Origin of the sequence: Thermophilibacter mediterraneus, from assembly GCF_900119385.1 — a bacterium.
Classification (GTDB): Bacteria; Actinomycetota; Coriobacteriia; order Coriobacteriales; family Atopobiaceae; genus Thermophilibacter; species Thermophilibacter mediterraneus.
Window position 1 is genome coordinate 481,998 of record NZ_FPKO01000008.1, and the last position, 23,806, is coordinate 505,803.

Consider the following 23,806-nt stretch of genomic DNA (forward strand, 5'->3'; position numbering starts at 1 on the left):
CTCTCCTTGCTCCGTTCGGAGGCCATTGTACCCGCAGAGCGCGCGGCCGCGGGGAGCGCCCGCGCCGAGACGGAGCCTTTGACGTTTTTCTCGCCCTGGGAGGGCGGTTTTTCGTCAATCGCTCCGTTTCGGAGCAGGGACGCGAGGCGCGGAGTGGACGGCGCGGGAGACGCGATGGCGCGGGGACGCGGGGGCGCGGAGTGGACGGCGCAGGACGCGGGAGCGCACGGGGCGCGCAGGGGACGGCGCGGGAGAACGGCCCGCGCCCGACCCAACGCGCCCCGCTCGTCGAGCGCACGGAACGCTGGCGCCGGCCTCGCGGCGCTCCGCGGCGACTTGGCCTACGATGCGGGCATGTTCAGCAAGCCAAGAAGGACGACCGAACAGGAGGCCCCATGAAACGACTCCTCAGAGCGCTGGCGGCGCTGCTGATCGCGCTGACGGCGGCGGCAACCGCGACCACCCTGCCCGGACCCTCGCTCGCGGACGGCCTCCTGGCGGCCGAGAGCCCCTCGACGGGTGCCGGGGAGGTTCGGCTCCACGCGACGCAGGCACGCCAGGACGTCAAGGACGCGCTGCTCGCCGGAATCAACGGCCTCGCGGACACGGTCGACTTGGAGCGCTTCGGCGCGTCGCTCGACGAGGTCTGGGCCGCGATGTACGCGGTCAAAGACGAGCACCCCGACCTCTTCTTCTTTGAGAACGCGACGCTGTGGCACGTCGACGGGACCGTCGTCTACGCGGAGCTCCACTACCTGACGCAGGACAGGGCCGAGCTCTCCTCCATGAGGGCGAGGTTCGACGCGGCCATGAGCGAGGCCCTCTCGTGGACGAGCGCCACCATGACCGACCTGCAGAACGCCAAGGCGCTCCACGACTATCTGGTGAGAAACACGGTGTACGACTACAAGAACTACGCCAACAATACGATCCCGCCCGAGTCGTACAGCGCCTACGGCCCCCTGGTGCTCCGCACGGGCGTGTGCCAGGGCTACTCGGAGGCGTACGCGGCGCTGCTCGAGCGCGTGGGCATCGAGTCGACCATCACGTCGAGCGACGCCATGAACCACGCGTGGAACATCGTCACCATCGGTGACCACAACTATCACGTCGACGTGACGTGGGACGATCCGGTGAGCTTCTCGACCGGGCTCGACGGGGGCTTCTACGACGACGTCCGCGACGACTACTTCATGATCTCCGACGCCGCCATGCTCTCCCGCAAGCACCACGGGTGGGACTCGGCGCTCTCGTGCGACGACCGAAGCCTCGACAACCGCCAGTGGGAGACCTACGACCGGGCGGTGCGGACCCCGTACGCGTTCAGCGACGTCACCTGGAGCGACTGGTTCGTGCGCGAGGGCGTGCTCGAGTGGGTCGTGGACAACGGCGTGATGTCGGGGTTCGACGCGCGCACCTTCGGACCCGGGCACAAGATCACGCGCGCGCAGCTCGTCACCATGCTCTGGCGCCTGATCGACCCGAGCGAGCGCTACTCCTCGAGTTCCGGGCTCCTGCCCGACATCCCAGCGGGGGCGTACTACACCGAGGCGGCCAACTGGGCCGTCAGCGAGGGCGTCATCCGGGCGGATCGCTTCGACGCCGACAAGAACCTCAGTCGCGAGGAGCTCGTCGTCATCCTCATGAGGGCGGGCGTGGCCTCCTCGGGCACCATCCAGGGCTACACCACCGAGGGGCAGCGCGAGTTCAGCGCCTTCCCGGACGGCTCGCAGACGAGCGACTGGGCGCGCACGGACGTCGTCTCCGCGCTGAGCCTCGACATCCTCAACGGCTCGGGCGGCAGGCTCTACCCCCAAGCGGAGTGCACGCGGGCGGAGGCGGCCGCCATGCTCAAGCGCGCGGTCGACGCGGACGTATTCTAGCGCCGTGCCCGCCGGCCCGACGCGGCCGGCGGGCCGGCACCCCCGTGGGGGCTAGCTCCTCACGGCAAACGCGACGCCGATGGCGCCGGGCCCGCAGTGCGAGGTGATGACGTTGCCGGTGTCGTACCACTCGACCTCGCGGAAGCCCAGGTCGCGCGCATGGTCCTCCGCCAGCTTCCGCACCTGCTCGGGCAGGCCGGGCGACTTGACGAAGACGATGCGCGCGGGGTCGAAGTCCTCGCGCAGCGCGAGGTAGTCGACGAGCGCGACCGCAGCGGACCCCATGGAGCCGCGCAGCTTCTTCGTGGCGACCAGCTTTCCGTCGAGGAGCTCCACCACGGGCTTGATCTTGAGCAGCGTCGCGCCCACGAACGCGGCGTTGGAGAGGCGCCCGCCGGCGCGCAGGTAGCCCAGGTCGCCGGGGAGAAACGCCATGCGCACGCGGGCGGAGAGGCGCTGCGCGAAGTCGCGGGCGGCGCGGGCGTCGGCGTCGGGGTGCTCGTCGAGCCAGCAGCGCGTCTCGCGCACGACGAGGCCCTGCCCGATGGTCACGTGCCCCGTGTCGAGCGTCGTCACGTAGTCGCGACCCTGCGCGGCCGCCACCGCGGACTCGAGCGAGCAGGTGGTGACGGCGGAGTACGCGACGTGAAGGATCTGCGCCTGCGGGTCCTCCTCGTGAATCCGGTCGAAGGCCAGCTGGAAGTCATGCGGCGTGCAGCCGCTCGTCTTGGGCAGCACGCCGAGCTGACGGCAGCGCTCGAGCATCTCCGCCGAGGAGAGCTCCCCATCGTCGATGGTTGCGTCCCCCATGGTGACGTGCATCGGAACGAGCACGATTCCCCGCTCGGCCGCCTCCGCGGCGGGAATGTCGCAGCCGGTCTCGGCAGTGATGACAACGCGTGGCATGGCGCCTCCCTGGCGTCGAGTTACATAAGCATGCAAGATTTTACTACGCGTGCCTCCCAGCCTGGAAGGTGCGGGTCGGACGCGCGGTCGGGCGGGGCGCCGCACCCGGCGGCCCGTCGCGGCGCGCGCTTTTCGCATACGCAACACAACTCGCGGGGCCAAATGTGAGATGGTATATGGTCGCAACCACAACGCTGACAAGGGAGGGCACCGTGTATCTCGAGCGCATCGGCTCGCCGGAGGACGTCCGTGCCCTCCCGGCCTCGGCGCTCCCCGCGCTCTGCGAGGAGATTCGCCGCGCCGTCATCACGAGCTCCGCCGCCATCGGCGGACACATGGGGTCCAACCTCGCCGTCGTGGAGCTCACCGTGGCGCTGCACCGCGTCTTTGAGACCCCGCGCGACAAGATCGTCTTCGACGTGTCGCACCAGACCTACCCCCACAAGATGCTCACCGGGCGCGCGCGGGCGTTTCTCGACGAGGGGCACTACGGGGACGTCTCCGGCTTCTCGAACCCCGCGGAGTCCGAGCACGACCTCTTCGCGATGGGCCACACGTCGACCTCGGTGAGCCTGGCGTGCGGCCTCGCCGCCGCGCGCGACCTCGCGGGCGAGAAGTACGACGTGCTCGCCGTCATCGGCGACGGCTCGCTCTCCGGCGGGCTGGCCTTCGAGGGCCTCGACAACGCGGCCGCGCTCGGCAGCGGCATCATCGTCGTGGTCAACGACAACGAGTGGTCCATCGCCCCCAACCACGGGGGGATCTACCGCAACCTCGCCGAGCTTCGCGCCACGCGCGGGGCCGCAGCCGACAACGTGTTCCGCTCGCTCGGGTTCGAGTACCGCTACCTCGAGGACGGTCACGACGTCGCCGCGCTCGAGGCGGCGCTGCGCGAGCTCAAGGGCACCGACCGCCCCGTGGTGCTGCACGTCCACACCCAGAAGGGCCGCGGCTACGCGCCCGCCGTCGCAGATCCCGAGAGCTGGCACCACGCCGTGCCGTTCGACGTGGCTACGGGCGCCCCCGCCGTCCCCGGGGCGAGCGTGGACTACGCGAAGATCACGGGAGCGTACCTCATCGAGCGCATGAGAAGCGACGAGGGCCTCGTCGCCGTGAGCGCGGCGACCCCCTACATCATGGGCTTCACGCCCGAGATGCGCGAGCGCGCCGGGCGTCGCTTCATCGACGTGGGCATCGCCGAGGAGCATGCCGTCACGCTCGTGACCGGGCTCGCCCGCGGCGGCGCGCGCCCCGTCCTCGGCGTGTACGCGACCTTCCTGCAGCGCGGATACGACGAGCTCTGGCACGACCTCTGCCTCAACGCCGCCCCCGCCGTGGTCCTGGTCTTCGGCGCCTCGGCCTTCGGGACCACCGACGCCACCCACCTCGGCTTCTTCGACATCCCCATGCTCGGCGCCATGCCCGGGCTCCCCTACCTCGCGCCCACCTGTCGCGAGGAGTACCTCGACATGCTCTCCTGGGCGCTCGACCGCACCGAGGGGCCCGTCGCCATCCGCGTGCCGGTGGCGAGCGTGGAGTCGCGCCCCGACTTCGAGCGCCCCGCCGGCGGCTACGCGCGCGGCTGGGAGGTGCTGCGCCGCGGCTCCGGCGTGGCGCTTCTGGCGCTCGGCGACCTGCTGCCCCTCGGCGAGCGGGTCGCCGACGAGCTCGCGGCGCACGGCGTGAGCGCCACGCTCGTGAACCCGCGCCTCGCCACGTCCGTCGACGACGCGCTGCTCGGGAGGCTCTCCGCCGGGCATCGCGTCGTCGTCACGCTCGAGGACGGCATCCTCGAGGGGGGCTTCGGCGAGCGGGTGGCCCGCGCGCTCGCCTGCGACGACGTGCGCGTGCGCTGCTACGGGCTCCCACGGGCCTTCCAGGACCGCTATCGGCCCGAGGGGCTTCTCGCCGCGTGCGGCATGACCGCCGACGGCATCGCCGCCGACGCGCTCGCGCTGCTCGGCCGCTAGCCGCCGTCTCCCCCAAGTGCGTGCGGGTTCCGGTCACTCTGGGGCCCCGAACCGTCCGCAGCCCGCACGTTCCCCAAGTGCGTGCGGGTTCCGGTCACTCTGGGGCCCCGAACCGTCCGCAGCACGCACGTACCCCAAGTGCGTGCGGGCTGCAGTCACTCTGGGGCCCCGAACCGTCCATAACCCGCACGCCCTTTGGAGCACGCCCCTCGGAGCGCGCGGGGCACGCCCCCTACTCCACCTCGTCCGGCTCCAGCGCGTCGGGCTCGGGGGCGTCGGCGACGTCCCGCGCGCCCTCCCGCTCCGCCTCGGCGGCAGCGGCGCGGGCCTCCGCGAACTTCTCGCGCATCGTGGGGTTCTTCCAGGTGAGCTTCCTGATGGTCAGCTCGTCGGCCTTCTTGTTCGCGAGGCGCAGCTGGTTCTCCGACGAGGTGAGGTTGTCCTTGACCTTCTGCAGGCGCGCGATGGCCTTGTCGATCTCCTCGATGGCGTCGTTGAACTTGCGGCTCGCCGTCTCGTAGTTCTTGCCGAACTTTTCCTTGAAGTCGTCGAGCGCGTCCTCGAAGCGCGTGATGTCGATGTTCTGCTGCCTGATCTCGGCGAGCTCGCGCCGGTAGCCGACGGCGTTGAGCGCCGCGTTCCTGAGCAGCGTGATCATGGGGATGAAGAACTGCGGGCGTATGACGTACATCTTCTCGTACTCGTAGGAGACGTCGACGATCCCGGCGTTGTAGAGCTCGCTCTCGGGCTCGAGCATCGAGACGAGCACCGCGTACTCGCACCCCTTGTTGCGACGGTCCTGGTCGAGCTTGCGGAAGAAGTCGGCGTTCCTGTGGCGGTTGGCCGCCGCCGAGGCGTCGTCCTCGTTCTTCATCTCGAACATGATCGAGACGACCTCGACGCCGTCGGGCCCCGTCTCGCGGAACACGTAGTCGCCCTTCGACCCGCCCACGACCTCGTTGTCCTTGTGGAACTCCGCGCTGCGGAAGCCCAGCGAGCGCCAGCGGTTGAACTCCATCTCGCAGTGCTGCTCGAGCGTCTCGCCGATGAGCTTGGTCGAGAGCCGGGAGCGCTGGTTGCGCAGGCGCTCGATCTCGTCCTCGCGGTCGCGGATGGTCTGGTCCTTGTACGCCGCCTGCTCGCTGAGCTGCTGCCTGAGCGATGCCTCGACCTGCTCCCGCTCGAGCTGGGCGGCGCGGACCCGACCCTCGAGCTCCACGATCCTTTTGCCCTGCTCGCCGGTCGCCTCGGTGACGGCGAGGGTCTTCTCCGTCTCGAACGCGGACTCGCGGGCCTTGAGCCGCGCCTCGAGCTCGGCGATGCGACGGTCGCGGTCGGCGAGCTCGGCCTGGCGCTTCGTCGCGGACTCCGCGAGCGCCCGGTCGCGGCTCGCCCGCGCCTCGACGAGCGCGCGGTCCTGCTCCGCGATCTTCTGGTCGCGCGCGGCGAGGTCCGCCTCGAGCCTGCGCTCCGCCTCCGAGCGGGCGAGCGCCACCGCGTCCGCCCCGCGCTCGAGCTGGGCGCGCATGCGTGCGATCTCGGCCACCTTCTGCGCCGCCTCGCGCTGCGCCCGCTCGCGCTCCTGCGCGAGCTGCTCCTGGAGCTCCTGTCGCGCCCCGGCGACCGCGGCCTCGACCGCGCTCGCCCGCTCGCGCTCGGCCAGCCGGCCGCGCTCCTCGAGCTCGCGCGTGAACTCCGCGTCGCGCACCTGGCGCGCTATCTGCGCGTACTCCGTCTCGTCGACCTGGAACACCTCTCCGCAGTGCGGGCATCTGATCTCGGCCATGGCTCCCCCCGTCTCCGTCGGTTGGCAACAGCATACCCGCACCGCCGGACAGACCTCGGCGAGAAGGTCGCGGGGCCGCGGCCCACCTGGGCGTGCCCTGGTCGCGGCGCCGTGGGGCAGCGGGGACCCGGGCGCACGAGAAGACCCGCGGCGCGCGGGATGCGCGTCGCGGGCCCCGAGTCGTCGTTCTTCTCGCCGGCGCTACTGGCCGCCGAAGGGGTTCTGCTGGTACTGCTGGTAGAGGTTGATGAGGTCCTCGAGCGAGACGTCCTGGCCGTTGATGGTCACGGTCTGGTCCTGCTGCTGTTGCTGCTGGGCCTGCATCTCCTCGTCGGAGCCGAGCGTCACGTCGAAGGTCAGCTCCTCGCTGCCGCGCATGACGGTCACCGCGACGGTCTCCCCCTCGCTGTGGGAGCGCACCGCGAGGATTGCGGTGTCCGCGGAGGTCACTACCGTGTCGCCGATCTTGGTGATGACGTCGCCCTGCTGGATGCCCGCCGCCGCCGCGGGGCCGCCCTCGACGACCTCGACCACGTAGGCGCCCTCGTTGACGGAGAGGTTGTGACGGAAGGCGTTCTGCGCGTTCACGGTCTGCATGGTGAGGCCGATGTAGGCGTGGGTGACCGTCTCGCCGGCGATGATCTTGTCGGCGATCTCGGTGGCGTAGTTGCCGGGGATGGCGTAGCCGATGCCCGCGAAGGACTCGGTGTCGGACGAGAAGAGCGTGCAGATGCCCACGAGCTTGCCCTCCGCGTCCACGAGCGCGCCGCCGGAGTTGCCCGGGTTGATCGTGGCGTCGGTCTGGATGAGGTTGGTGTAGAGCGTGTCGCCCTCGGAGTTCTCGAGCAGGGTGTTGCGCGAGAGCGCGGAGACGATGCCCTGCGAGACGGAGTTCTCGAGGCCGAAGGGGCTGCCCACGCTCATGACCCAGTCACCCACCTGGAGCGCGTCGGAGTCGCCGACCTCGATGGGCGTCACCGACGCGCCCTGCAGGTCGGCCTTGATCACGGCGACGTCGCTCGAGGCGTCCGTGCCCACGAGGGTGGCGTCGTAGCTCTCGCCGTTGATGGTGACGGTGATGCTCTCGGCGTCCTCGATCACGTGGTTGTTGGTGATGATGTTGCCGTCGGTGTCGTAGATGACGCCCGAGCCCATCCCCTCGCCGTTGGCATAGGTGCAGTAGACCGTGACCACGGACGGCAGCGCCTTGGCCGCGACGGCGTTGGCGACGGTGGTGTCCTCGTCGCTCGGGTCGATGGTGACCTGCTGGCCCGACGCCACGGAGCCGCCCTGCGAGGACGCGGAGCCGCCGATCAGGCCGCTCGCGTAGAGGCCGCCCGTGAGGACACCCGCCCCGAGCACGCCTCCGATCAGGCCCGCCACCACGGCGCGCGCGATGGCGCGGTTCCTCTTGGGGCCCTCGCCGCCGTCGCCCTTGCCCGCGCCGTCCCCGTCGGCGGGCACGAGGCCCTCGCCCGGCACCGGCGGGGTCTTGACCGTCGGCTGGGTCTGGTCGGGGCGCGGGGGCATTCCCTCGCCGTCCCGCTCACCGGACCCGCCCTGCTGATTGCCCGAAGCGTGGGCCCCAAACGGATACTCGCTCATGATGCTCAGCCCTCTCTTGCCTCTCTGCGCCGCTGTCTGGCGCGGCTGTTTCCGTGACATCAGGGAATGTACCCCGCGCGCGGGCCGAGATGCGCCTGGGTCGGGAACGCCACCGCCCCGGCACGATGCTTTCCGTTACCTGAAAGGTCGTGCGGGACGCCTCGCCCGGCCGGGCCGGAGGGCGGGCGCGGCGGGGCTGACACGTGGGCTGGCGCCATGACCCGACGCCAGCGTCAGCCTAGACGCGGAAGAGGTAGCCGACGCCGCGGATGGTGACGATGTGGCTCGCCACCTGGGGGCCGACCTTGGACCTGACGCGACGGATGTGCACGTCGACCGTGCGGGTGCCGCCGCAGTACTCGAAGCCCCAGACGCGGTGGAGCAGCGTCTCGCGCGAGTAGGCGCGCGAGGGGTGCGTCGCGAGGAAGGAGAGCAGCGAGTACTCCATGAGGGTGAGGTCGACCGGCTTGTCGTCGATGTAGACCTGGTAGGTGGCGAGGTTGATCGTCATGTTGTCCACGGTCACGAGGTCCGCGGGGGCGCTCTCCTCCCCCGGCCAGAGCAGCAGCGTGCAGCGCAGCTCGAACTCCGCGTGGCCGGAGGTGGAGAGGATGAAGTCGTTCTTGCCCTGCGTGGGCATGTGCAGCGTGGAGAGCTTGTCCGGGTCCTGCACGAGCAGCATGGGGATGAAGCCGTTCTCGGCGACGAAGGAGTCCACGGCGTTCAGGATGTCCTGGCTCATGCCCTCGCCGTCGAGGATGACCAGGTCGAACTCGTGGCCGGAGGACACGGCCTGCGAGAAGGTCTCCTCGCTCGCGAGGGCGATGGAGACGTCGATGGCATGCGAGAGCTCCCTCATGCGATCGTGCAGACGCGTGGTGGCAGAAACGAGCAGGATGTTCTTGTGGTGCATCCTTTGTCCTCCCGGAAAATGCGCACATGTATTGGAAAAGATTAGCACAACGCCCCCGCGTCGCACGGGGGCGTTGTCAAGGACGCGTAAATAAAGCGCAGCTCGAACACGGTCCGGGAATGCAGCGTAACGCGTCGGAAACGCTGTGTTTCAAACCGGGCGCAGGTGGGACGCCCCGTCGGGGGCGGACGGCCCACCGTCCGCGGGGGCGAGGGTGGCGCCTACTTGATCGACCCGAGGAACTCCGCCGTGCGCGCGTTCTCGGGCCGGTCGAAGACCTTCTCGGGCAGGCCCTGCTCGACCACGACGCCCTCCTCCATGAAGACCACGCGGTCGGCGACGTCGCGCGCGAACCCCATCTCGTGGGTCACGACGATCATCGTCATGCCGGAGTTCTCCGCGAGGTCGCGCATGACGTCGAGGACGCCGCGCACGAGCTCCGGGTCGAGCGCCGAGGTGGGCTCGTCGAAGAGAAGGACGTTGGGGTGCATGGCCACGGCGCGCGCGATGGCGACGCGCTGCTGCTGGCCGCCGGAGAGCTGCGCGGGCTTGAAGTCGGCGCGGTCGGCGAGCCCCACGGCGGCGAGCTGCTTGAGGGCCTCCGCCTCGGCCTCCTCCCGGGAGCGCCTGAGCACCTTCGTCTGGCCGATCATGACGTTCTCCTTGGCCGTGAGGTGCGGGAAGAGGTTGAACTGCTGGAAGACCATGCCCACGTCGCGGCGGAGCTTGTTGACCTCCGCGGCGCTCTTGTTGGTGATCTCGTCGTCCTCGATGAGGATGTGCCCCGCGCTCGGGGTCTCGAGCAGGTTGATGCAGCGAAGCATCGTCGACTTGCCCGAGCCGGACGGGCCCAGGACCACGACGACCTCGCCCGGCCACACGTTGAGGTTGACGTCCTTGAGCACGAGCGTGTCGTCGAAGCTCTTGTTGAGGTGCTCGATGCGCACGATGGGGTGCTCCCCGGGCGTGAAGTGGTGGCTCGTGAGGCCCTGGTCGTACTCGTAGGCGATGCGCGCCGCCTCGTCTGCGGGGAGCGCGGGCGGGACCTCGATGGCACGGGCGCGATGACGCAGCTTAGCAGGCATCGGCGGCGACCTCCTTCGCGACTACGGCGCGGGCGACGCCCTCCTCGGCGACGCCGTTCTTCTCGGCAGCGCCCTTCCCCACGAGCGCGTCGGCGTTGTCGGCGATGTCCGCGCGCCTCTTGGGTCGCGGGCCGGCGCCGCGCTCGGAGCGGGCGATGTTCTCCTCGACGATGCCGACGACCTTGATGAGCGGCAGCGTCACGATGAGGTAGAAGATGCCCGCGGCCACGTACGGAGTGATGTTGCCCGTGACGGTGGTGAGGTTCTTGGAGAACATCATGAGCTCCATGACGCCCACCGAGGAGAGCAGCGACGTGTCCTTGAACGCGGTGATGAAGTCGCTCGTGACGGTGGGAATCACGCGGCGCACCGTCTGCGGAAGGATGACGTTGAACATCGTCTGCACGTAGTTCATGCCGAGCGAGCTCGCGGCCTCGTACTGGCCCTGCGGGATGGACTGGATGCCCGCGCGGAAGATCTCGGCGAGGTAGGCCGAGGAGTTGATGGCCATGACGATGATGCCCAGGACGTTGTTGTCGATGTTGATGTTGAGCATCGGCAGGCCGAAGAACATGATGTAGATCTGCAGGAAGAGCGGCGTTCCGCGCAGCACGTTGATGTAGACCACGGCCACGGCGCGCACGATCTTCCACTTGGAGATCTTGAGCATGGCGAACAGCAGGCCGAGCGCGATGGCAAACGGGTACGCCGCCACCACGATGCCCAGGCACAGCAGCCAGCCCGGCGCCAGGGACGAGAAGGACGTCACGAGCAGCTGCGGGCGCAGGAACATGCCGAGGAACTGGTTGGAGTTCCAGGCCTCCACCCAGGGCTGCTCGTCGAGCCAGTTGACGAGCGACTGCAGCGGGGTGTTGGCGATGGTGGCGATCGCGGGCGAGTCCGCGAGATCGTGGGTGCCGTCGGCCGCCTCGTAGCTGCCGGAGACCACCACGTCGCCGCCCTTGGAGGGGAACTGCATGTTCGTGATCTCGAGGCGCAGCAGCGAGCCCTCGGGGATGGCCTGGTCGAAGGTCACCGTGATGGAGTCGCCCGCGGGGACGGCCTCCCCGGTGACGTCCATGCGGCTGAGGCCGTCGAGCGCGGTGATGCGCGTCGTGGAGTGGTCGAACGTGGAGCCCTCGGGCAGCGTCAGCGTGACGGAGGTGACCTCCTCGCCCGGCTCGACCGTGCCCTCCCAGGTGAGGCGCGTGTCCATGCCGCCGATCACGCTCGACCCGCCGTCCTCGTTGGGGCGCGCGGTGGCCTTCTCGGTGGTGAGCGCCTGAGCGGGCCGCGGCGCCGCGAGCGCGAAGGCGCCCGTGAGCGCCAGGGCGAGCGCGACGAGAAGTGCTCCCCGTCTGTGCTGCATGCTTCCTCCGTTTCGTACCGTGCAAAGGGGACAGTCACTTTTGCACGGTGTCGCTGCGGCGACCGTGCAAAAGTGACTGTCCCCTTTGCACGGCCGCCGCAGGTTCTTCTCGCTTAGATCTCGGTGGTGCCGAACCACTTCTGCTTGATCTCGTCCATCGTGCCGTCCTCCTCGATCTGGGCGAGGGCGTCGTTGACGGCCGCCAGCAGCTCCGGGTTGTCCTTGGAGACGGCGATGCCGTACTGCTCGCCGGTGGGGATCTCCTCCAGGACCTTGAGGTCCGAGAAGGACTGCGCGAGCATGTTCTGGGCGACGGGCAGGTCGATGACCATGGCCTGGTAGGAGCCCGTGGAGACGCCCATCATGCCGGCCGTGACGTCGGCGAGCGGCACGCGCGTGGCGTTGGGCAGGTTCTCCTGGATCCACTCGTCGCCGGTGGTGCCGGTCTGGCAGGCGATCTGGACCTCCGCGGCGTTGAGGCTCTCGGTGGTGGCGTCGGAGCTGGCGGCCACGATGAGCGCCTGGTTGGAGTTGAGGTAGGGGTCGGAGAAGTCGACGGACTCGAGGCGCTCGTCGGTGATGGTCATGCCGGCGATGCAGATGTCGGCCTTGCCGCCCTGCTGAATCGTGGGCACCAGGGTGTCGAAGGCCTGGTTGGGCAGCCACTCGCAGGTAAGGCCCATCTTCTCGGCGATGGCGTTGGAGAGGTCCACGTCAAAGCCCACGGTGGTGCCCTCGTCGTCGATGTACTCGAACGGCGAGAAGCCGAGCTCGGCGACGTTGGTGAGCACGCCCTCCTTCACGAGGGTGTAGGAGGCCTCGTCGGTGGACTCGGCGGCGTCGTCGGCCGCGGGCTCCTGCTCGGCGGTGTCGTTGGAGCAGCCGGCAAGAAGGGCCGCGGAGCCCGCGATGCCGAGGGTGGCGATGAAGTTGCGCCTGTTCATGGTGGTCATGTCTTTTCCTCCCGTTGTGATGTGCAAAAGTGCCTGTCCCCTTTGCACGCTTACGACTAGAGCTCGGCGCCGAGCCACTTGACCTCGAGCTCGGAGATGTAGCCCTCCTCCTCGAGCTCGGCCAGCGCGCCGTTGATGGCCTCGGTGAGGCCGGGGTTGTCCTTGTTGACGGCGATGCCGTACTGCTCGCCCGTGGGGATCTCGATGGCGACCTGGCAGTCGGTGAACGAGTTCGAGCAGAGGTAGGTCATGACGGGCAGGTCCGCCACGGCGGCCGCGTAGAGGCCGGTCTGCACGCCAGTCACGGCCACGACGGGGTCGTCGAGCGCCACGATCTCGGCGTTGGGAAGGTTCTCCTCGGCCCAGGCGGCGCCGGTCGTGCCGGCCTGGACGGCGACCTTGGTCCCCTCGACGTTGAGCGCGTCCTCGGTCACGGCGGAGGCGTCGGCGCGGGTCACGAGGCCCTGGTTGGAGTCCATGTAGGAGTCGGTGAAGTCGACCTGCTCCCAGCGCTCGTCGGTGATGGTGATGTTGGAGACGCCCACGTCGGCGCGGCCGCCCTGCTGGATGAGCGGGACGATGGTGTCGAACTTCATCGCGGGCAGGACCTCGCACTCGAGGCCGAGCTTGTCGGCGACGGCGTTGATGAGGTCGATCTCGAAGCCCTGGGCCTCGCCGGTGGACTCGTCCACGAAGTCGAGCGGGGCGTTGGCAAGGTCGGAGGCGACGGTGATCGTCCCGTCCTCCACGAGGGTGTAGCTCGCCTGGTCGGCGTCATCGGTGACGGAGGGGGTGTCGGTCTGCCCTCCCCCGCTGCATCCCGCGATAGTCACGGCTAGCGCGCAGGCGACGGCAAGGCCGCCCGCAAAACGGCTGGAGAGCTTCATGTCAGGGTTCCTTCCCCCGTGCTTCGGCGCGTGGTCACGCCCTTTCCCGACAGAGGGCACGGGGTCTTCCCCGTGTCGAGGCCGCGGCCTCGCCTGTCGCCAAGTGCCCAGTTTGGTCCTTGCCAGGGCCGAATATTCAGAGAGGGGACATTCTTAACAGGATTGACACGTATTCGGCGAGAAGGACCTGGGGCCGGGCGCCGATGCGACGGGGCCGCGCGGACGACGTCGTCCGCGCGGCCCCGCGATCACGGCGAGTTGACGCTTTGCCCTGACGCCAGCGTCAAGCTGACGCTAGAAGCCGCCGTAGTAGTGCTCGCGCTCCCAGTCGGTGACGGCGGTGCAGTACTCGTACCACTCCGCGCGCTTCTCGCGGACGAGGTACTCGAAGATGTGGTCGCCGAGGACGTCGCGCATGAGGTCGGAGGCCTCGAAGCGCTCGACCGCCTCGCCGAGGGTGCGCGGCAGGCGCTCGATGCCGCGCGCCGCGAGCTCGCGCTCGGAGAGCGCCAGCGTCTCGTTGCCGACCTCCTCCGGCAGCGGCAGCTCGTCCTCGATGCCCTTGAGGCCCGCGGCGATGGTCGCGGCGAGCGCGAGGTACGGGTTCGCCGTCGGGTCGGGGCTGCGCAGCTCGACGCGCGTCGCGATGTGCTTGCCGGGCTTGTGCGTGGGGACCCTCACGAGCGCCGAGCGGTTCTTGCGCCCCCAGGTGGCGTAGGTCGGGACCTCGCCGGTCGAGATGAAGCGCTTGTAGGAGTTCACGGTCGGGTTGGTGACCAGCGTGAACTCGGGCGCGTACCTGAGGATGCCCGCGACGTAGTGCTGCGCGAGCTCCGAGAGGTGCGCCTCGTGGAACTCCTTGGGGGCCCAGAAGAGGTTCTCGCCGTCGTGGTCGAGCAGCGACTGGTAGAGGAACATCGCCGAGCCCGGCGCGGTGGTGATGGGCTTGGGCATGAACGACGCGTACATGCCCTGCTCGGCCGCCTCCTGCTTGATGACCAGGCGAGCGGTCATGATGTTGTCGGCGCAGCTCACCGCCTCGGTGAAGCGCAGCTCGACGCCGTTCTGCGACGGGCCGGCGGCGTGGTAGGAGTACTGCACCGGGATGGACATCTTCTCGAGCGTCAGCGTGGTCTGGCGACGCAGGTCGTTCGCCGTGTCCATGGGCGTGAGGTCGAAGTAGCCCGCGTTGTCGAGCGGCACGGGGTCGAGGTCGTTGTCAAAGTAGAAGTACTCCATCTTGGGGCCGACGTTGGGGACGAAGCCCGCCTCCTCGGCCGCCTGGAAGACCTTCTTGAGGCAGCGTCGCGGGTCCCCCTCGAAGGGCTCGCGCGACGGGGTGTAGACGTCGCAGAAGACGCGCGCGACGCCGGACTCCTTGGGGCGCCACGGAAGCAGCGCGAACGTGTCGGGGTCCGGGAAGGCGAGCATGTCGGACTCCTCGAGCGAGGCGAAGCCGTCGACGGCCGACCCGTCGAAGCCGATGCCCTCCTCGAACGCCTCCTCAAGCTCCTCGGGCGAGATGGCGAAGGACTTGAGATTTCCGAGCACGTCGGAGAACCACAGCCTCACAAAACGGATGTCACGCTTCTCGACCGTCCGTAGGACGAAGTCGATGTCCTTATCGCTGCTCATGTGTGGCAATCCTCCCGGTCGTCAGACGTGGGCCTCGTATAGTCCCGAGAAGAGTCTCACATGAGTGTTTCGCCGTTGTTTCCCGTTGGCGGGTCGGCGGGAGGCGAGAAGAACGCGGGGCCGCCGCCGGGCCGCGGGGCCGCGCACGCCCTCCCGCGCACGCCCCTCTCGCGCACGCCCCTCCCGCAGCGAAACGGAGCATCTGACGAAACCGCGCCCCCAGAAGGGGCATTTTTTGCACATCGCTCCGTTTCGGCGCGGGGACCCTTGCGCGGGGGCGCTGTGCGGGAATGCACGGGGCGCGGGACGCTACGCGCGGTGCGGGGCCCTCGCGCGGGGGCACTGCGCGCTGCGCGGGAACGCGCGGTGCGGCGCCCCGCGCGCCCGCGCCCCGCCGGCATCGGCCCCTCCGCCCGCGGCTACCTCTTGCGGAGGGCGCGCTCCGCGTCGCGCAGCATGCGGTCGGCCGCCGAGCACGATCCACCCGAGGCGCAGGCGGAGCAGCCCCCGTCGTCCCCGCAGCCCGCGCACCCGCCCGCGCCGCCGCGGACGACCGAGCGGACCGCCAGCACGACGAGCGCGACGACAACAGCGACGATGACGACGTCCGCGATTCCCATGACGACCTCCTCGCAGAGGAAAGTTCAATGTTAACCATAGGCAACTATACCCAATGCGTCATACTATAGGATGCCGGGCGGCATACGCCGCACAAAGTTCGCATCGAGAAGGGACGTGTCTCCAATGAACGACGATCAGACCATGCAGCTCGTCATCGTCCGTCACGGCGAGTCCGAGTGGAACAAGCTCAACCTCTTCACCGGCTGGACCGACGTCGACCTCACCGACACCGGCCGCGAGGAGGCCCACGCCGGCGGCAAGGCCCTCAAGGAGGCCGGCTACGACTTCGACGTCTGCTACACGTCGCTGCTCAAGCGCGCCATCCACACCCTCAACTGCGTGCTCGACGAGCTCGACCGCAACTGGCTGCCCGTCCACAAGGCCTGGCAGCTCAACGAGCGTCACTACGGCGCCCTCCAGGGCCTGAACAAGGCCGACGCCGCCGCCGAGCACGGCGAGGACCAGGTCAAGATCTGGCGCCGCTCCTTCGACGTCCAGCCGCCCGCCCTCGAGCCCGGCGACGAGCGCGACCCGCACGTCCAGGAGATGTTCCGCGACGTGCCCAAGGAGGACCTCCCCTACACCGAGTGCCTCAAGGACACCATCGCCCGCGCCTGGCCGTACTTCGAGCAGGAGATCAAGCCGCAGATGGAGGCCGGCAAGCGCGTGCTGATCGCCGCTCACGGCAACTCCCTGCGCGCCCTCGTCATGCAGTTCGAGAAGCTGACCCCCGAGCAGATCCTCGAGGTCAACATCCCGACCGGCGTCCCGTGCTCCTACACCTTCGACAAGGACTGGAACGTCATCGACAAGCACTACATCGGTGACCCGGCCACCATCGAGGCCAAGATCAACGCCGTCGCCAACCAGGGCAAGGTCAAGAAGTAGGCCGCACCCGACCCCAACGCGAGGCCAGAGGCCCCCGGGGCTGCGCGCGGAATCGCTCTTCGGAGCCTTCCACACGGCAGTCCCGGGGGCCTTCTCGTGCCTCGAGGGCAGCCGGGCGCGCAGGGCGCCGAACACGAGGGCGCCGCCTGCCAAAGAGGGGGTTGGCAGGCGGCGCGAGGGTTCGCCGTCGCGGCGGGGAGAGGGTCCGCCGCATCAGGCAGGGTTAAACGCGGTGCGCCGTCCGTGAGTCGCTTGTTCTTCTCGGCGCATTGTTAGAATAGGTTAACTCAGATACAATTCCTAACACGATCGTAGGATATCACATCTTCTCCACAAGTCAGACGAGGCTTACTTTTCTCCGGAGGGTCGCCGACGAGGCAGCGCGGCCCAGTCTCCGCCGGGACGTCGCCCCGACAGCGCGGGCCGACCCCCTACCCCAGCGCCACGTCGAGCACCATCATCACCACAAACCCGAAGATGAAGCCGAGGGTGCCGACGTTGGAGTGTTCTCCGAGGTGCGCCTCGGGAATGAGCTCCTCGACCACGACGTAGATCATCGCGCCGGCGGCAAACGAGAGAAGCCACGGCATGAACGGGGCGATCCAGCCGCTCGCGAGCACCACGAGCACGCCGAAGACCGGCTCGACGAGCCCCGAGAGGCTCCCCGCGGCAAAGGCGCGCCCCCGGCTCATGCCCTCGCGCGCGAGCGGCAGCGAGATGGCCGCGCCCTCGGGGAAGTTCTGCAGGCCGATGCCCGCCGCCAGGGCGACCGCCATGCCGAGGTACGCCTCCCCCGCCGCGCCCGCCGACTGCGCGGACATGGCGAAGAGCAGGCCCACGGACATGCCCTCGGGGATGTTGTGGAGCGTCACGGCCGACACGAGCAGCGTCGTACGCTTCCAGTCGGTGGGCACGCCCTCGGGCTCGTCCGAGTCGGCGTGGAGGTGCGGCAGCAGCGTGTCGAGCGCCATGAGGAAGGCCACGCCCAGCAGGAAGCCGCCCGCGGCCGGAAGCCAGCCGGGGACCCCCTGCCCCTCCGCCTGCTCGATCGCGGGGTTGAGGAGCGACCACACGCTCGCCGCGACCATGACGCCGGCGGCGAAGCCGAGGAAGATGTGGTGCATGAGCTTGCGCTCGGACTTGAAGAAGAACACGACCGCGGAGCCCGCCGTGGTCATGAGCCAGGTGAAGCCGCAGCCGAACGCGGCCCAGAGCAGCGCCTGCGGGAGATTCTCTATCACTGCGCCCTCCTTGCACGGGGTTTCGCCCCGTCGGCTGACGGGGACGGCCCCTCAAGTATCACCTCTCCGGTGGCATTTTTCCACCCCGCGTCCGGGACGCGGCGCACGCGGGACGCGGCGCACGGCCGCGCGGCGCCATGGAAACGGGGCCCGGGCGCCCCGTCGGAGCACCCGGGCGCCGCGCGTCAGACGGGCCCGTCCCAGCGCGCCGCCGGCGACGCGCTACGCGACGTAGTTCTTCGGGCGCAGGACGCCGTCCCACGGGTAGTCGTAGTAGGGGCGCACCCAGATCTCGCGGCCGGTCTGGTCGCCGGGCTCGCCGCCCGTCGCCTCGCCGTTCTCGTTGCCCGAGGCGTTGGCGAGCAGGCCGCCGCCTAGGTAGATGCCCGTGTGGTAGGTCTCGTTGAGCAGGATGTCGCCGCGCTGGAGCTCCGTGGGGTTCTCGATCCACACGAAGTCGAGCCCGGTGAGGGAGTCCCGCATGTTGCCGGTGTAGGTCGCGCCGCCCGTGGCGAGCCCGGCCTCGCGCAGGCAGGTGATGACGAGGGACGAGCAGTCGTAGTCGCCCTTCTCGCCCCAGCGGAAGGTCTGGTCGTAGCCGTGCGTGTCGTCGAGCGCGTACGCCACGATGCGCGACACGTAGCTGTTCACGAGGCGCGAGTAGTCGGACTCGTCGGGCGAGAGCACGCCGTCGTTGTCGGCGAGCAGCCACTCCGCGGTGTAGTCGCCCTCGTCGAGTCGCCACGCGTGGGCGTTGCGCCGCACGTACCCCTCGCGGTGGTCGCCGAAGTACGAGCTCCCGGCGACGTCGAAGAAGTCGACGAGGGCGCCGAAGTAGCCGTCCTCGCCCTCGATCTCGGCGATCCAGTAGCGCTGCAGCGCGCCCCCGTCGTAGGCGCCGGTCACGAGCCAGCCGGGAGCCGTCTCGAGCAGCCCGTCGTTATTTGCGAGAAGGACGTGCGTGCCGCCCCACGCGAGCTTGCCGCGCAGGACGTACCCCAGGCCGCTGACGCCGCAGTAGCGCGCGCCGTCGACGGTGAAGAGCCCGAGCGCGGCCACGTGGGTCAGGGGGTCGACGTAGTAGCGCTGCATGACGCCGCCGTCGTAGTCGCCGGTCACATGCCAGCCGGCGCTCGCGGTGCGCCCGTCGTTGTCCGCGAGGGCGACGGTACCGTCGTCGTCGACGGACTTGCCGCGCGCGACGTAGCCCTCGTCGGTGACGTAGTGGCCGTAGCCGCCCGTCTCGGCGTAGCCGCGGTGGATGGCGTGGTCGTCCTCGACGTAGTAGCGCTGGAGCTCGCCGCCGGTGAACTCGCCGGTGACCGTCCAGCCGCAGTCGAGCAGGCGGCCGTCGTTGTTGGCGAGGTAGATGAGGTTGCCCACGTCGTGACGGCCGCGAAGCACCCACCCGAGGTCCGAGAGCGCATAGCCCCAGCCGTCAGCGCCCGCGTCGAAGAGGCCGCCGCGGAACTTCTGGCCGTCGACCACCCAGTAGCGCTGGAGCCCCTGGCCGTCGTGGTCGTCGATCACCCAGCCGGTGTAGGGCCGCGCGGTGCCGTCGGCGTTGGTCGTGCCGTCCCAGTAGGAGTCGCCGGTCCAGCCCACGGCGGGCAGGCTCGAGGAGGCGAGAAGGTCGGTCGGGTCGGAGCCCCCGTCGTCGGGCGCCGCCTCCGCGCCGGTGCCCTCGTCGGCCGCGGCGTCCTCGTCGGCGGGCGCCTCGCCGGAGGTCGCGTCCCCCGCGCCCGCGTCGGCGCCCCCCTCGATAGCCCCGTCGGCGCCCTCGGCCGTCGCGTCAGCCGCGCCCGCGTCGGCTCCGGTCACGTCCACGCCGGCCGAGCCGGGCGTCCCGGTCGCGTCCTCGTCCGCGGCGACCCCCGCGTCGTCGGCACCGTCCGCGGGCGAGACGCCCTCGGAGAGCGCCGTCACGGCGGCCGGCTCCTCGCTGACGGTCGCGAGCTCGTCGGCGAGCGCCACCCCCGGCGCGCACGCGAGCGCGAGTCCCAGCCCGGCGGCGACGGCCACCGCCCTTGTCTTGAAGCTCATCGTTCCTCCCCATGTCGAGCCGTATTTCACCAGCCGCCCAGTCTAGCCCTCTTGGGGAACGATAATTTGCGCAACTTTCGCCGCGGCGCGCCGCCGACAGGACCTGCCCGGCGTGCAAAAGTGCCTGTCACTTTTGCACGCTACGCGAGCGCGGCGAGGCCGTCCCCGCCCACGCGCGGCCTACCCCGCCACGCGGTAGCCCGCCGCCTCCACGGCCGCCGCGAGCACCGCCCGGTCGACGGGGTCCTTGGAGAGGACGCGCACCCTGTCCGGCAGGCTGGCACGTGCCCAGACGCCGCCGAGCCCGTCGAGAGAGGCCTCCACGGAGGCCAGGCAGTGCTCGCAGTGCATGCCCTCCACCGTGAGGTCCACGGAATAGGGGTAGTGCGCCTCGTTGGTGTCAGCCACCGCGGGGCGCGCGACGCTCTCGTCTCCCCCGCCCGAGCACCCACAGCCACACCCGCCGCGACGCAGCGTGCGCACATAGCGGCTCGCCGCTGCGACGACCACGACGACCACCGCGAGAAAGATGACCATATCAATCACGGAAACCTCCTATGAGGAGGGCGCGCCGCCGGCGAGAAGTACCGACGGCGCGCCCGACGCGGAAAAGTGTGTGCAAAGGTGCCCGTGTGCAAAGGTGCCTGTCACTTTTGCACGCTACGCGAGCTGGGTGAGGATCTTGTCGTCCTCCTGCTCCCGCTTGGGCATCGGCCGCACGATCTGGAAGATCATGCCCGCGAGCAGCACGAACGCGACGACCGTCCACAGCCCGAAGTTACCCAGCGCGAAGAGCTCCCAGAGCTGGTTGATGATGAGGCCCACGCACCAGGCGAAGACGCACTGGTAGCCGATAGCGAACCAGAACCACTTGGGGCTGTCCATCTGGCGACGGATGGTGCCGATGGCGGCGAAGCACGGGGCGTCGAGCATGTTGAAGGCAACAAACGCGCACATCGCACCCACGTGCAGGACCCCGGCGGCGTCCGTGAACATGCCCGCGAAGCCGCTCCACATGGTAACGGAGTTCTCGGTCGCGTCGCCGATGCCGTAGATGACGCCGAAGGTGGAGACGAGGTTCTCCTTGGCGATCAGGGCGTTGATGGACGCGGCGGCAGCCTGCCAGGAGTCGGCGCCGAGCGGGGCGAAGATCCAGGCGATCGCGTTGCCCACGATGGCGAGCAGCGAGTAGTCGGTGTAGTACTCGGGCGCGCCCTCCATGAGCGACATGAAGCCAAAGGCCCCGTTGCCGCCCTCCCAGTTGGCAAAGCCAAACTCAAGCAGGAACCACACCACGACGGACGCCGCGAAGATGATCGTGGTCGCCTTCTTGAGGTACGCGGAGATGCGCTCCCAGACGTGCAGCCACCAGCTCTTGAGCGTCGGGAAGTGGTAGTTGGGGAGCTCCATCACGAACGGGGCGGGGTCGCCGGCGAACATCTTGGTCTTCTTGAGCATGAGCGCCGAGACGATGATGGCGGCGAGGCCGAGGAAGTAGAACATCGGCGCGACCCACCACGCGTCGGAGCCGCCGATGAGCACGCCCATGACCAGGGCGATGATCGGGGTCTTGGCGCCGCACGGAATCATCGTGGTGAGCATCGCCGTCATGCGACGGTCCTTCTCGTTCTCGATGGTCTTGGTCGCCATGACGCCCGGCACGCCGCAGCCCGAGGAGATGAGCATCGGGATGAACGACTTTCCGGAGAGGCCGAAGCGACGGAACACGCGGTCCATGACGAAGGCCACGCGGCTCATGTAGCCGCAGTCCTCGAGGAAGCACAGCATGACAAAGAGCACGAGCATCTGCGGGATGAAGCCGAGGACCGCGCCCACGCCGGCCACGATGCCGTCGAGCACGAGGGCGCTCACGAACTCGGACGCGCCCGCGGCGGAGAGCCAGCCCTCGATCACGGACGGGATCGAGGGGACGAAGCTGCCGTAGTCATCGAGCGCCGGCGCGCTCTCCTGCGCGGCCACCGCCTCCTCGAAGTCGGCCGCGGTCACGGTGTCGATGACCGCGAGCTCCTGCCCGTCGGCGAGCACCGGGTCGCCGTTGGCGTCGATGCGCGTGACGACCTCCTCGTTCGCGTCGAGGAAGTTCCCGTCTCCGTCGTGCATGGGGACGTCGGTGGCGACGACGCCCGCCGCCTGCGCCTCGGCGACGAAGTCGGTCACGACGGCCTGCGCGTCTGCGTCCTCCGGGTCCTCGGCGAGCGTCTCCACGGCGGCGCTCACGTCCGCGGTGTCGATGCCGTCGGCCTCGGCGGCGGCCATGAAGCCGTCGATCTTGTCGCCGTAGTAGCCGGCGTCGTACTCCTCGGTGGCCGCCTCGTAGGCCGCCTGGTCCGAGGGGTTCCACAGCCACCCGTCGCCAAAGACGCCGTCGTTGGCCCAGTCGGTCCCCCAGGTGCCCACCGTGGAGACCGCGACGTAGTAGACGAAAAACATCACGACCACGAAGATCGGCAGGCCGAGGACGCGGTTCGTGACCACGCGGTCGATCTTCTCGGAGAGCGTGAGGGTCTTGGGCGCCCTCTTCACGCAGGCGTCCATGACGGTCGCGATCCAGTCGTAGCGGTCGGAGGTGACGATGGACTCCGCGTCGTCGTCACGGCTCTTCTCGACCGCCCCGATGATCTTCTCGGCCTGGTTGAGCTGTGCGGAGCTGAGGTGCAGCCGCTTGATGGACTCCGCGTCGCGCTCGAAGACCTTGACGGAGTACCAGCGCACGAGACCGGCGTCGCAGCTGCCCGAGATGATCTGCGCGATCTGGTGGAGCGCGTCCTCGACCTCCGGCGAGAAGCACTTGGCGCCCGCCGGCACCGAGCCCGCCTCGCCGGCGGACACAGCCTTCCCGACGAGCTCGTCGAGGTTGGTCCCGCGCAGCGCGGACACCTCGACCACCGGGACGCCGAGCGCGGACGAGAGCTTCTTGACGTCGACCACGTCGCCGCGCTCCTTGAGCAGGTCGCACATGTTGAGGCCCACGACCATGGGTCGGCCCGCCTCGAGCAGCTGGGTGGTGAGGTAGAGGTTGCGCTCGAGGTTGGTCACGTCGACGAGGTTGATCACTGCGTCGGGGCGCTCGTCGACGAGGTAGTCGCGCGAGACGACCTCCTCGGGGGTGTACGGGGAGAGCGAGTAGATGCCGGGCAGGTCGACGAAGGTGACGGACCTGTTGGCGCGCCACGTCGCCTGCTTCTTCTCGACGGTGACCCCGGGCCAGTTGCCGACGTAGCCGTTTGAGCCCGTGAGCTCGTTGAACAGCGTGGTCTTGCCGCAGTTTGGGTTTCCCGCGAGACCGATGGTGGTGTCTGCCATACCTTGCCTTTCTGAGTTAGCCAATTGCTACTTGCGCGGTGGCATTTGTTAGATTATTCTAACTTTAGCGGCGAGAAAAACGGCCTCTCGGCCAGATGGCGCGCCCGCCCCGCGCCGCCGGGCTATCGCGCCGGCACCTCGCCTTGCGCGACGTTGCCGACCTCGACGCTCGCCGCCTCGTCCTTGCGGATCGAGAGCTCGTAGCCTCGAACCGTGATCTCGATGGGGTCTCCGAGCGGGGCCACCTTGCGCACGTAGACGCCCGTGCCCTTGGTGAGGCCCATGTCCATGATCCGGCGCTTGAGGGCGCCCGTGCCCGTGAGCCTCGTCACGGTCGCGCTCTCCCCCACCCTCACGTCCTTTAGCGTTGTCATCTACCTTCCTTTCTTCCTGGCCGACGAGGGGACACCCCTTCGTCAGAGCGTCACGGTGACGCGGCTCGCCATCGAGCGGTTGAGCGCGAGGCGCGCGCCCTTCACGCTCACGATGACGTCCCCCGCGGCACGCGAGATGACCTTGACCTCTGCACCCTCAACAAAGCCGAGCTCGGCGAGGTGCTGTCGAAGGTCGGCGTCGCCGCGCACGTGCGCAACGCGGGCAGACTCGTCCGGGCCCACCATGGCCAGCGGGAGCTGGGCGACTGATGCCATGTCCCCTCCTCACAAGTTATCCTACGCGAACTCGACACAAGTAATAT

General features: G+C 69.2%; 19 protein-coding genes. 3 read left to right on the top strand and 16 right to left on the bottom strand.

The features are described 5' to 3' along the window. Positions 1-395 precede the first annotated feature (395 nt). Positions 396-1,883, top strand: coding sequence for an S-layer homology domain-containing protein (locus tag BQ7106_RS04205; RefSeq protein ID WP_072371709.1), 1,488 nt, complete (start codon positions 396-398; stop codon positions 1,881-1,883). A 51-nt stretch (positions 1,884-1,934) separates the two neighbouring features. Here the strand turns inward: BQ7106_RS04205 and BQ7106_RS04210 are convergent, their stop codons facing one another. Continuing rightward, complete coding sequence (locus BQ7106_RS04210; RefSeq protein ID WP_072371713.1) at positions 1,935-2,789, bottom strand: DegV family protein; 855 nt, start codon at positions 2,787-2,789, stop codon at positions 1,935-1,937. A 212-nt stretch (positions 2,790-3,001) separates the two neighbouring features. On the opposite strand from BQ7106_RS04210, the gene BQ7106_RS04215 reads away from it, so the two are divergent. Further along, positions 3,002-4,759, top strand: coding sequence for a 1-deoxy-D-xylulose-5-phosphate synthase (locus BQ7106_RS04215; protein ID WP_240307424.1), 1,758 nt, complete (start codon positions 3,002-3,004; stop codon positions 4,757-4,759). Positions 4,760-4,991: 232 nt separating this feature from the next. On the opposite strand, the gene BQ7106_RS04220 is transcribed toward BQ7106_RS04215, so the two are convergent. The 9 genes from BQ7106_RS04220 to BQ7106_RS04260 form a co-directional block, all read right to left on the bottom strand. Further along, positions 4,992-6,545, bottom strand: a complete 1,554-nt coding sequence (locus BQ7106_RS04220) for a DUF2130 domain-containing protein (RefSeq protein WP_072371720.1) — start codon at positions 6,543-6,545, stop codon at positions 4,992-4,994. 201 nt (positions 6,546-6,746) lie between these two features. After that, positions 6,747-8,150, bottom strand: coding sequence for a S1C family serine protease (locus BQ7106_RS04225; protein ID WP_072371723.1), 1,404 nt, complete (start codon positions 8,148-8,150; stop codon positions 6,747-6,749). 238 nt (positions 8,151-8,388) lie between these two features. Beyond that, complete coding sequence (locus BQ7106_RS04230) at positions 8,389-9,063, bottom strand: response regulator transcription factor (protein ID WP_072371726.1); 675 nt, start codon at positions 9,061-9,063, stop codon at positions 8,389-8,391. Positions 9,064-9,284: 221 nt separating this feature from the next. Further along, positions 9,285-10,148 carry an amino acid ABC transporter ATP-binding protein gene (locus tag BQ7106_RS04235; RefSeq protein WP_083526890.1) on the bottom strand — a complete coding sequence of 288 codons (864 nt, stop codon included), beginning with the start codon at positions 10,146-10,148 and terminating at the stop codon, positions 9,285-9,287. After that, a complete protein-coding gene (locus BQ7106_RS04240) occupies positions 10,138-11,517 on the bottom strand; it encodes an ABC transporter permease subunit (RefSeq protein WP_083526891.1) in 1,380 nt (459 codons plus the stop codon). Before BQ7106_RS04240 ends, BQ7106_RS04235 begins: the two co-directional genes overlap by 11 nt. A 113-nt stretch (positions 11,518-11,630) precedes the next feature. Next, positions 11,631-12,470 (bottom strand): ABC transporter substrate-binding protein, encoded by an 840-nt coding sequence (locus BQ7106_RS04245; RefSeq protein WP_083526892.1) that lies wholly within the window; start codon positions 12,468-12,470, stop codon positions 11,631-11,633. A 56-nt stretch (positions 12,471-12,526) separates the two neighbouring features. Further along, complete coding sequence (locus BQ7106_RS04250; RefSeq protein WP_072371729.1) at positions 12,527-13,357, bottom strand: ABC transporter substrate-binding protein; 831 nt, start codon at positions 13,355-13,357, stop codon at positions 12,527-12,529. 294 nt (positions 13,358-13,651) lie between these two features. Next, positions 13,652-14,992, bottom strand: coding sequence for a glutamine synthetase family protein (locus BQ7106_RS04255; protein WP_072371732.1), 1,341 nt, complete (start codon positions 14,990-14,992; stop codon positions 13,652-13,654). 419 nt (positions 14,993-15,411) lie between these two features. Next, complete coding sequence (locus tag BQ7106_RS04260; RefSeq protein WP_072371735.1) at positions 15,412-15,612, bottom strand: hypothetical protein; 201 nt, start codon at positions 15,610-15,612, stop codon at positions 15,412-15,414. A 124-nt stretch (positions 15,613-15,736) separates the two neighbouring features. On the opposite strand from BQ7106_RS04260, the gene gpmA reads away from it, so the two are divergent. Next, the gene (gene gpmA, locus BQ7106_RS04265; protein ID WP_072371738.1) at positions 15,737-16,501 is read left to right on the top strand and encodes a 2,3-diphosphoglycerate-dependent phosphoglycerate mutase; all 765 of its coding nucleotides are present in this window, start codon (positions 15,737-15,739) and stop codon (positions 16,499-16,501) included. 431 nt (positions 16,502-16,932) lie between these two features. Here gpmA and BQ7106_RS04270 read toward each other — a convergent pair whose 3' ends face one another. The 6 genes from BQ7106_RS04270 to BQ7106_RS04295 form a co-directional block, all read right to left on the bottom strand. Further along, the gene (locus BQ7106_RS04270) at positions 16,933-17,679 is read right to left on the bottom strand and encodes a ZIP family metal transporter (RefSeq protein ID WP_072372077.1); all 747 of its coding nucleotides are present in this window, start codon (positions 17,677-17,679) and stop codon (positions 16,933-16,935) included. 285 nt (positions 17,680-17,964) lie between these two features. Then, positions 17,965-19,785: an endolysin-like domain-containing protein gene (locus BQ7106_RS04275; protein ID WP_072371741.1), complete on the bottom strand. Its 1,821-nt coding sequence runs from the start codon at positions 19,783-19,785 to the stop codon at positions 17,965-17,967. A gap of 180 nt (positions 19,786-19,965) precedes the next feature. Continuing rightward, positions 19,966-20,322: a heavy-metal-associated domain-containing protein gene (locus BQ7106_RS04280; RefSeq protein WP_072371745.1), complete on the bottom strand. Its 357-nt coding sequence runs from the start codon at positions 20,320-20,322 to the stop codon at positions 19,966-19,968. Positions 20,323-20,445: 123 nt separating this feature from the next. Continuing rightward, a complete protein-coding gene (feoB, locus tag BQ7106_RS04285; protein ID WP_072371747.1) occupies positions 20,446-23,109 on the bottom strand; it encodes a ferrous iron transporter B in 2,664 nt (887 codons plus the stop codon). Between the two features lie 122 nt (positions 23,110-23,231). After that, positions 23,232-23,483: a FeoA family protein gene (locus tag BQ7106_RS04290; protein WP_072371750.1), complete on the bottom strand. Its 252-nt coding sequence runs from the start codon at positions 23,481-23,483 to the stop codon at positions 23,232-23,234. 42 nt (positions 23,484-23,525) lie between these two features. Beyond that, positions 23,526-23,759, bottom strand: a complete 234-nt coding sequence (locus BQ7106_RS04295; protein WP_072371753.1) for a FeoA family protein — start codon at positions 23,757-23,759, stop codon at positions 23,526-23,528. Between the last annotated feature and the right edge of the window lie 47 nt (positions 23,760-23,806).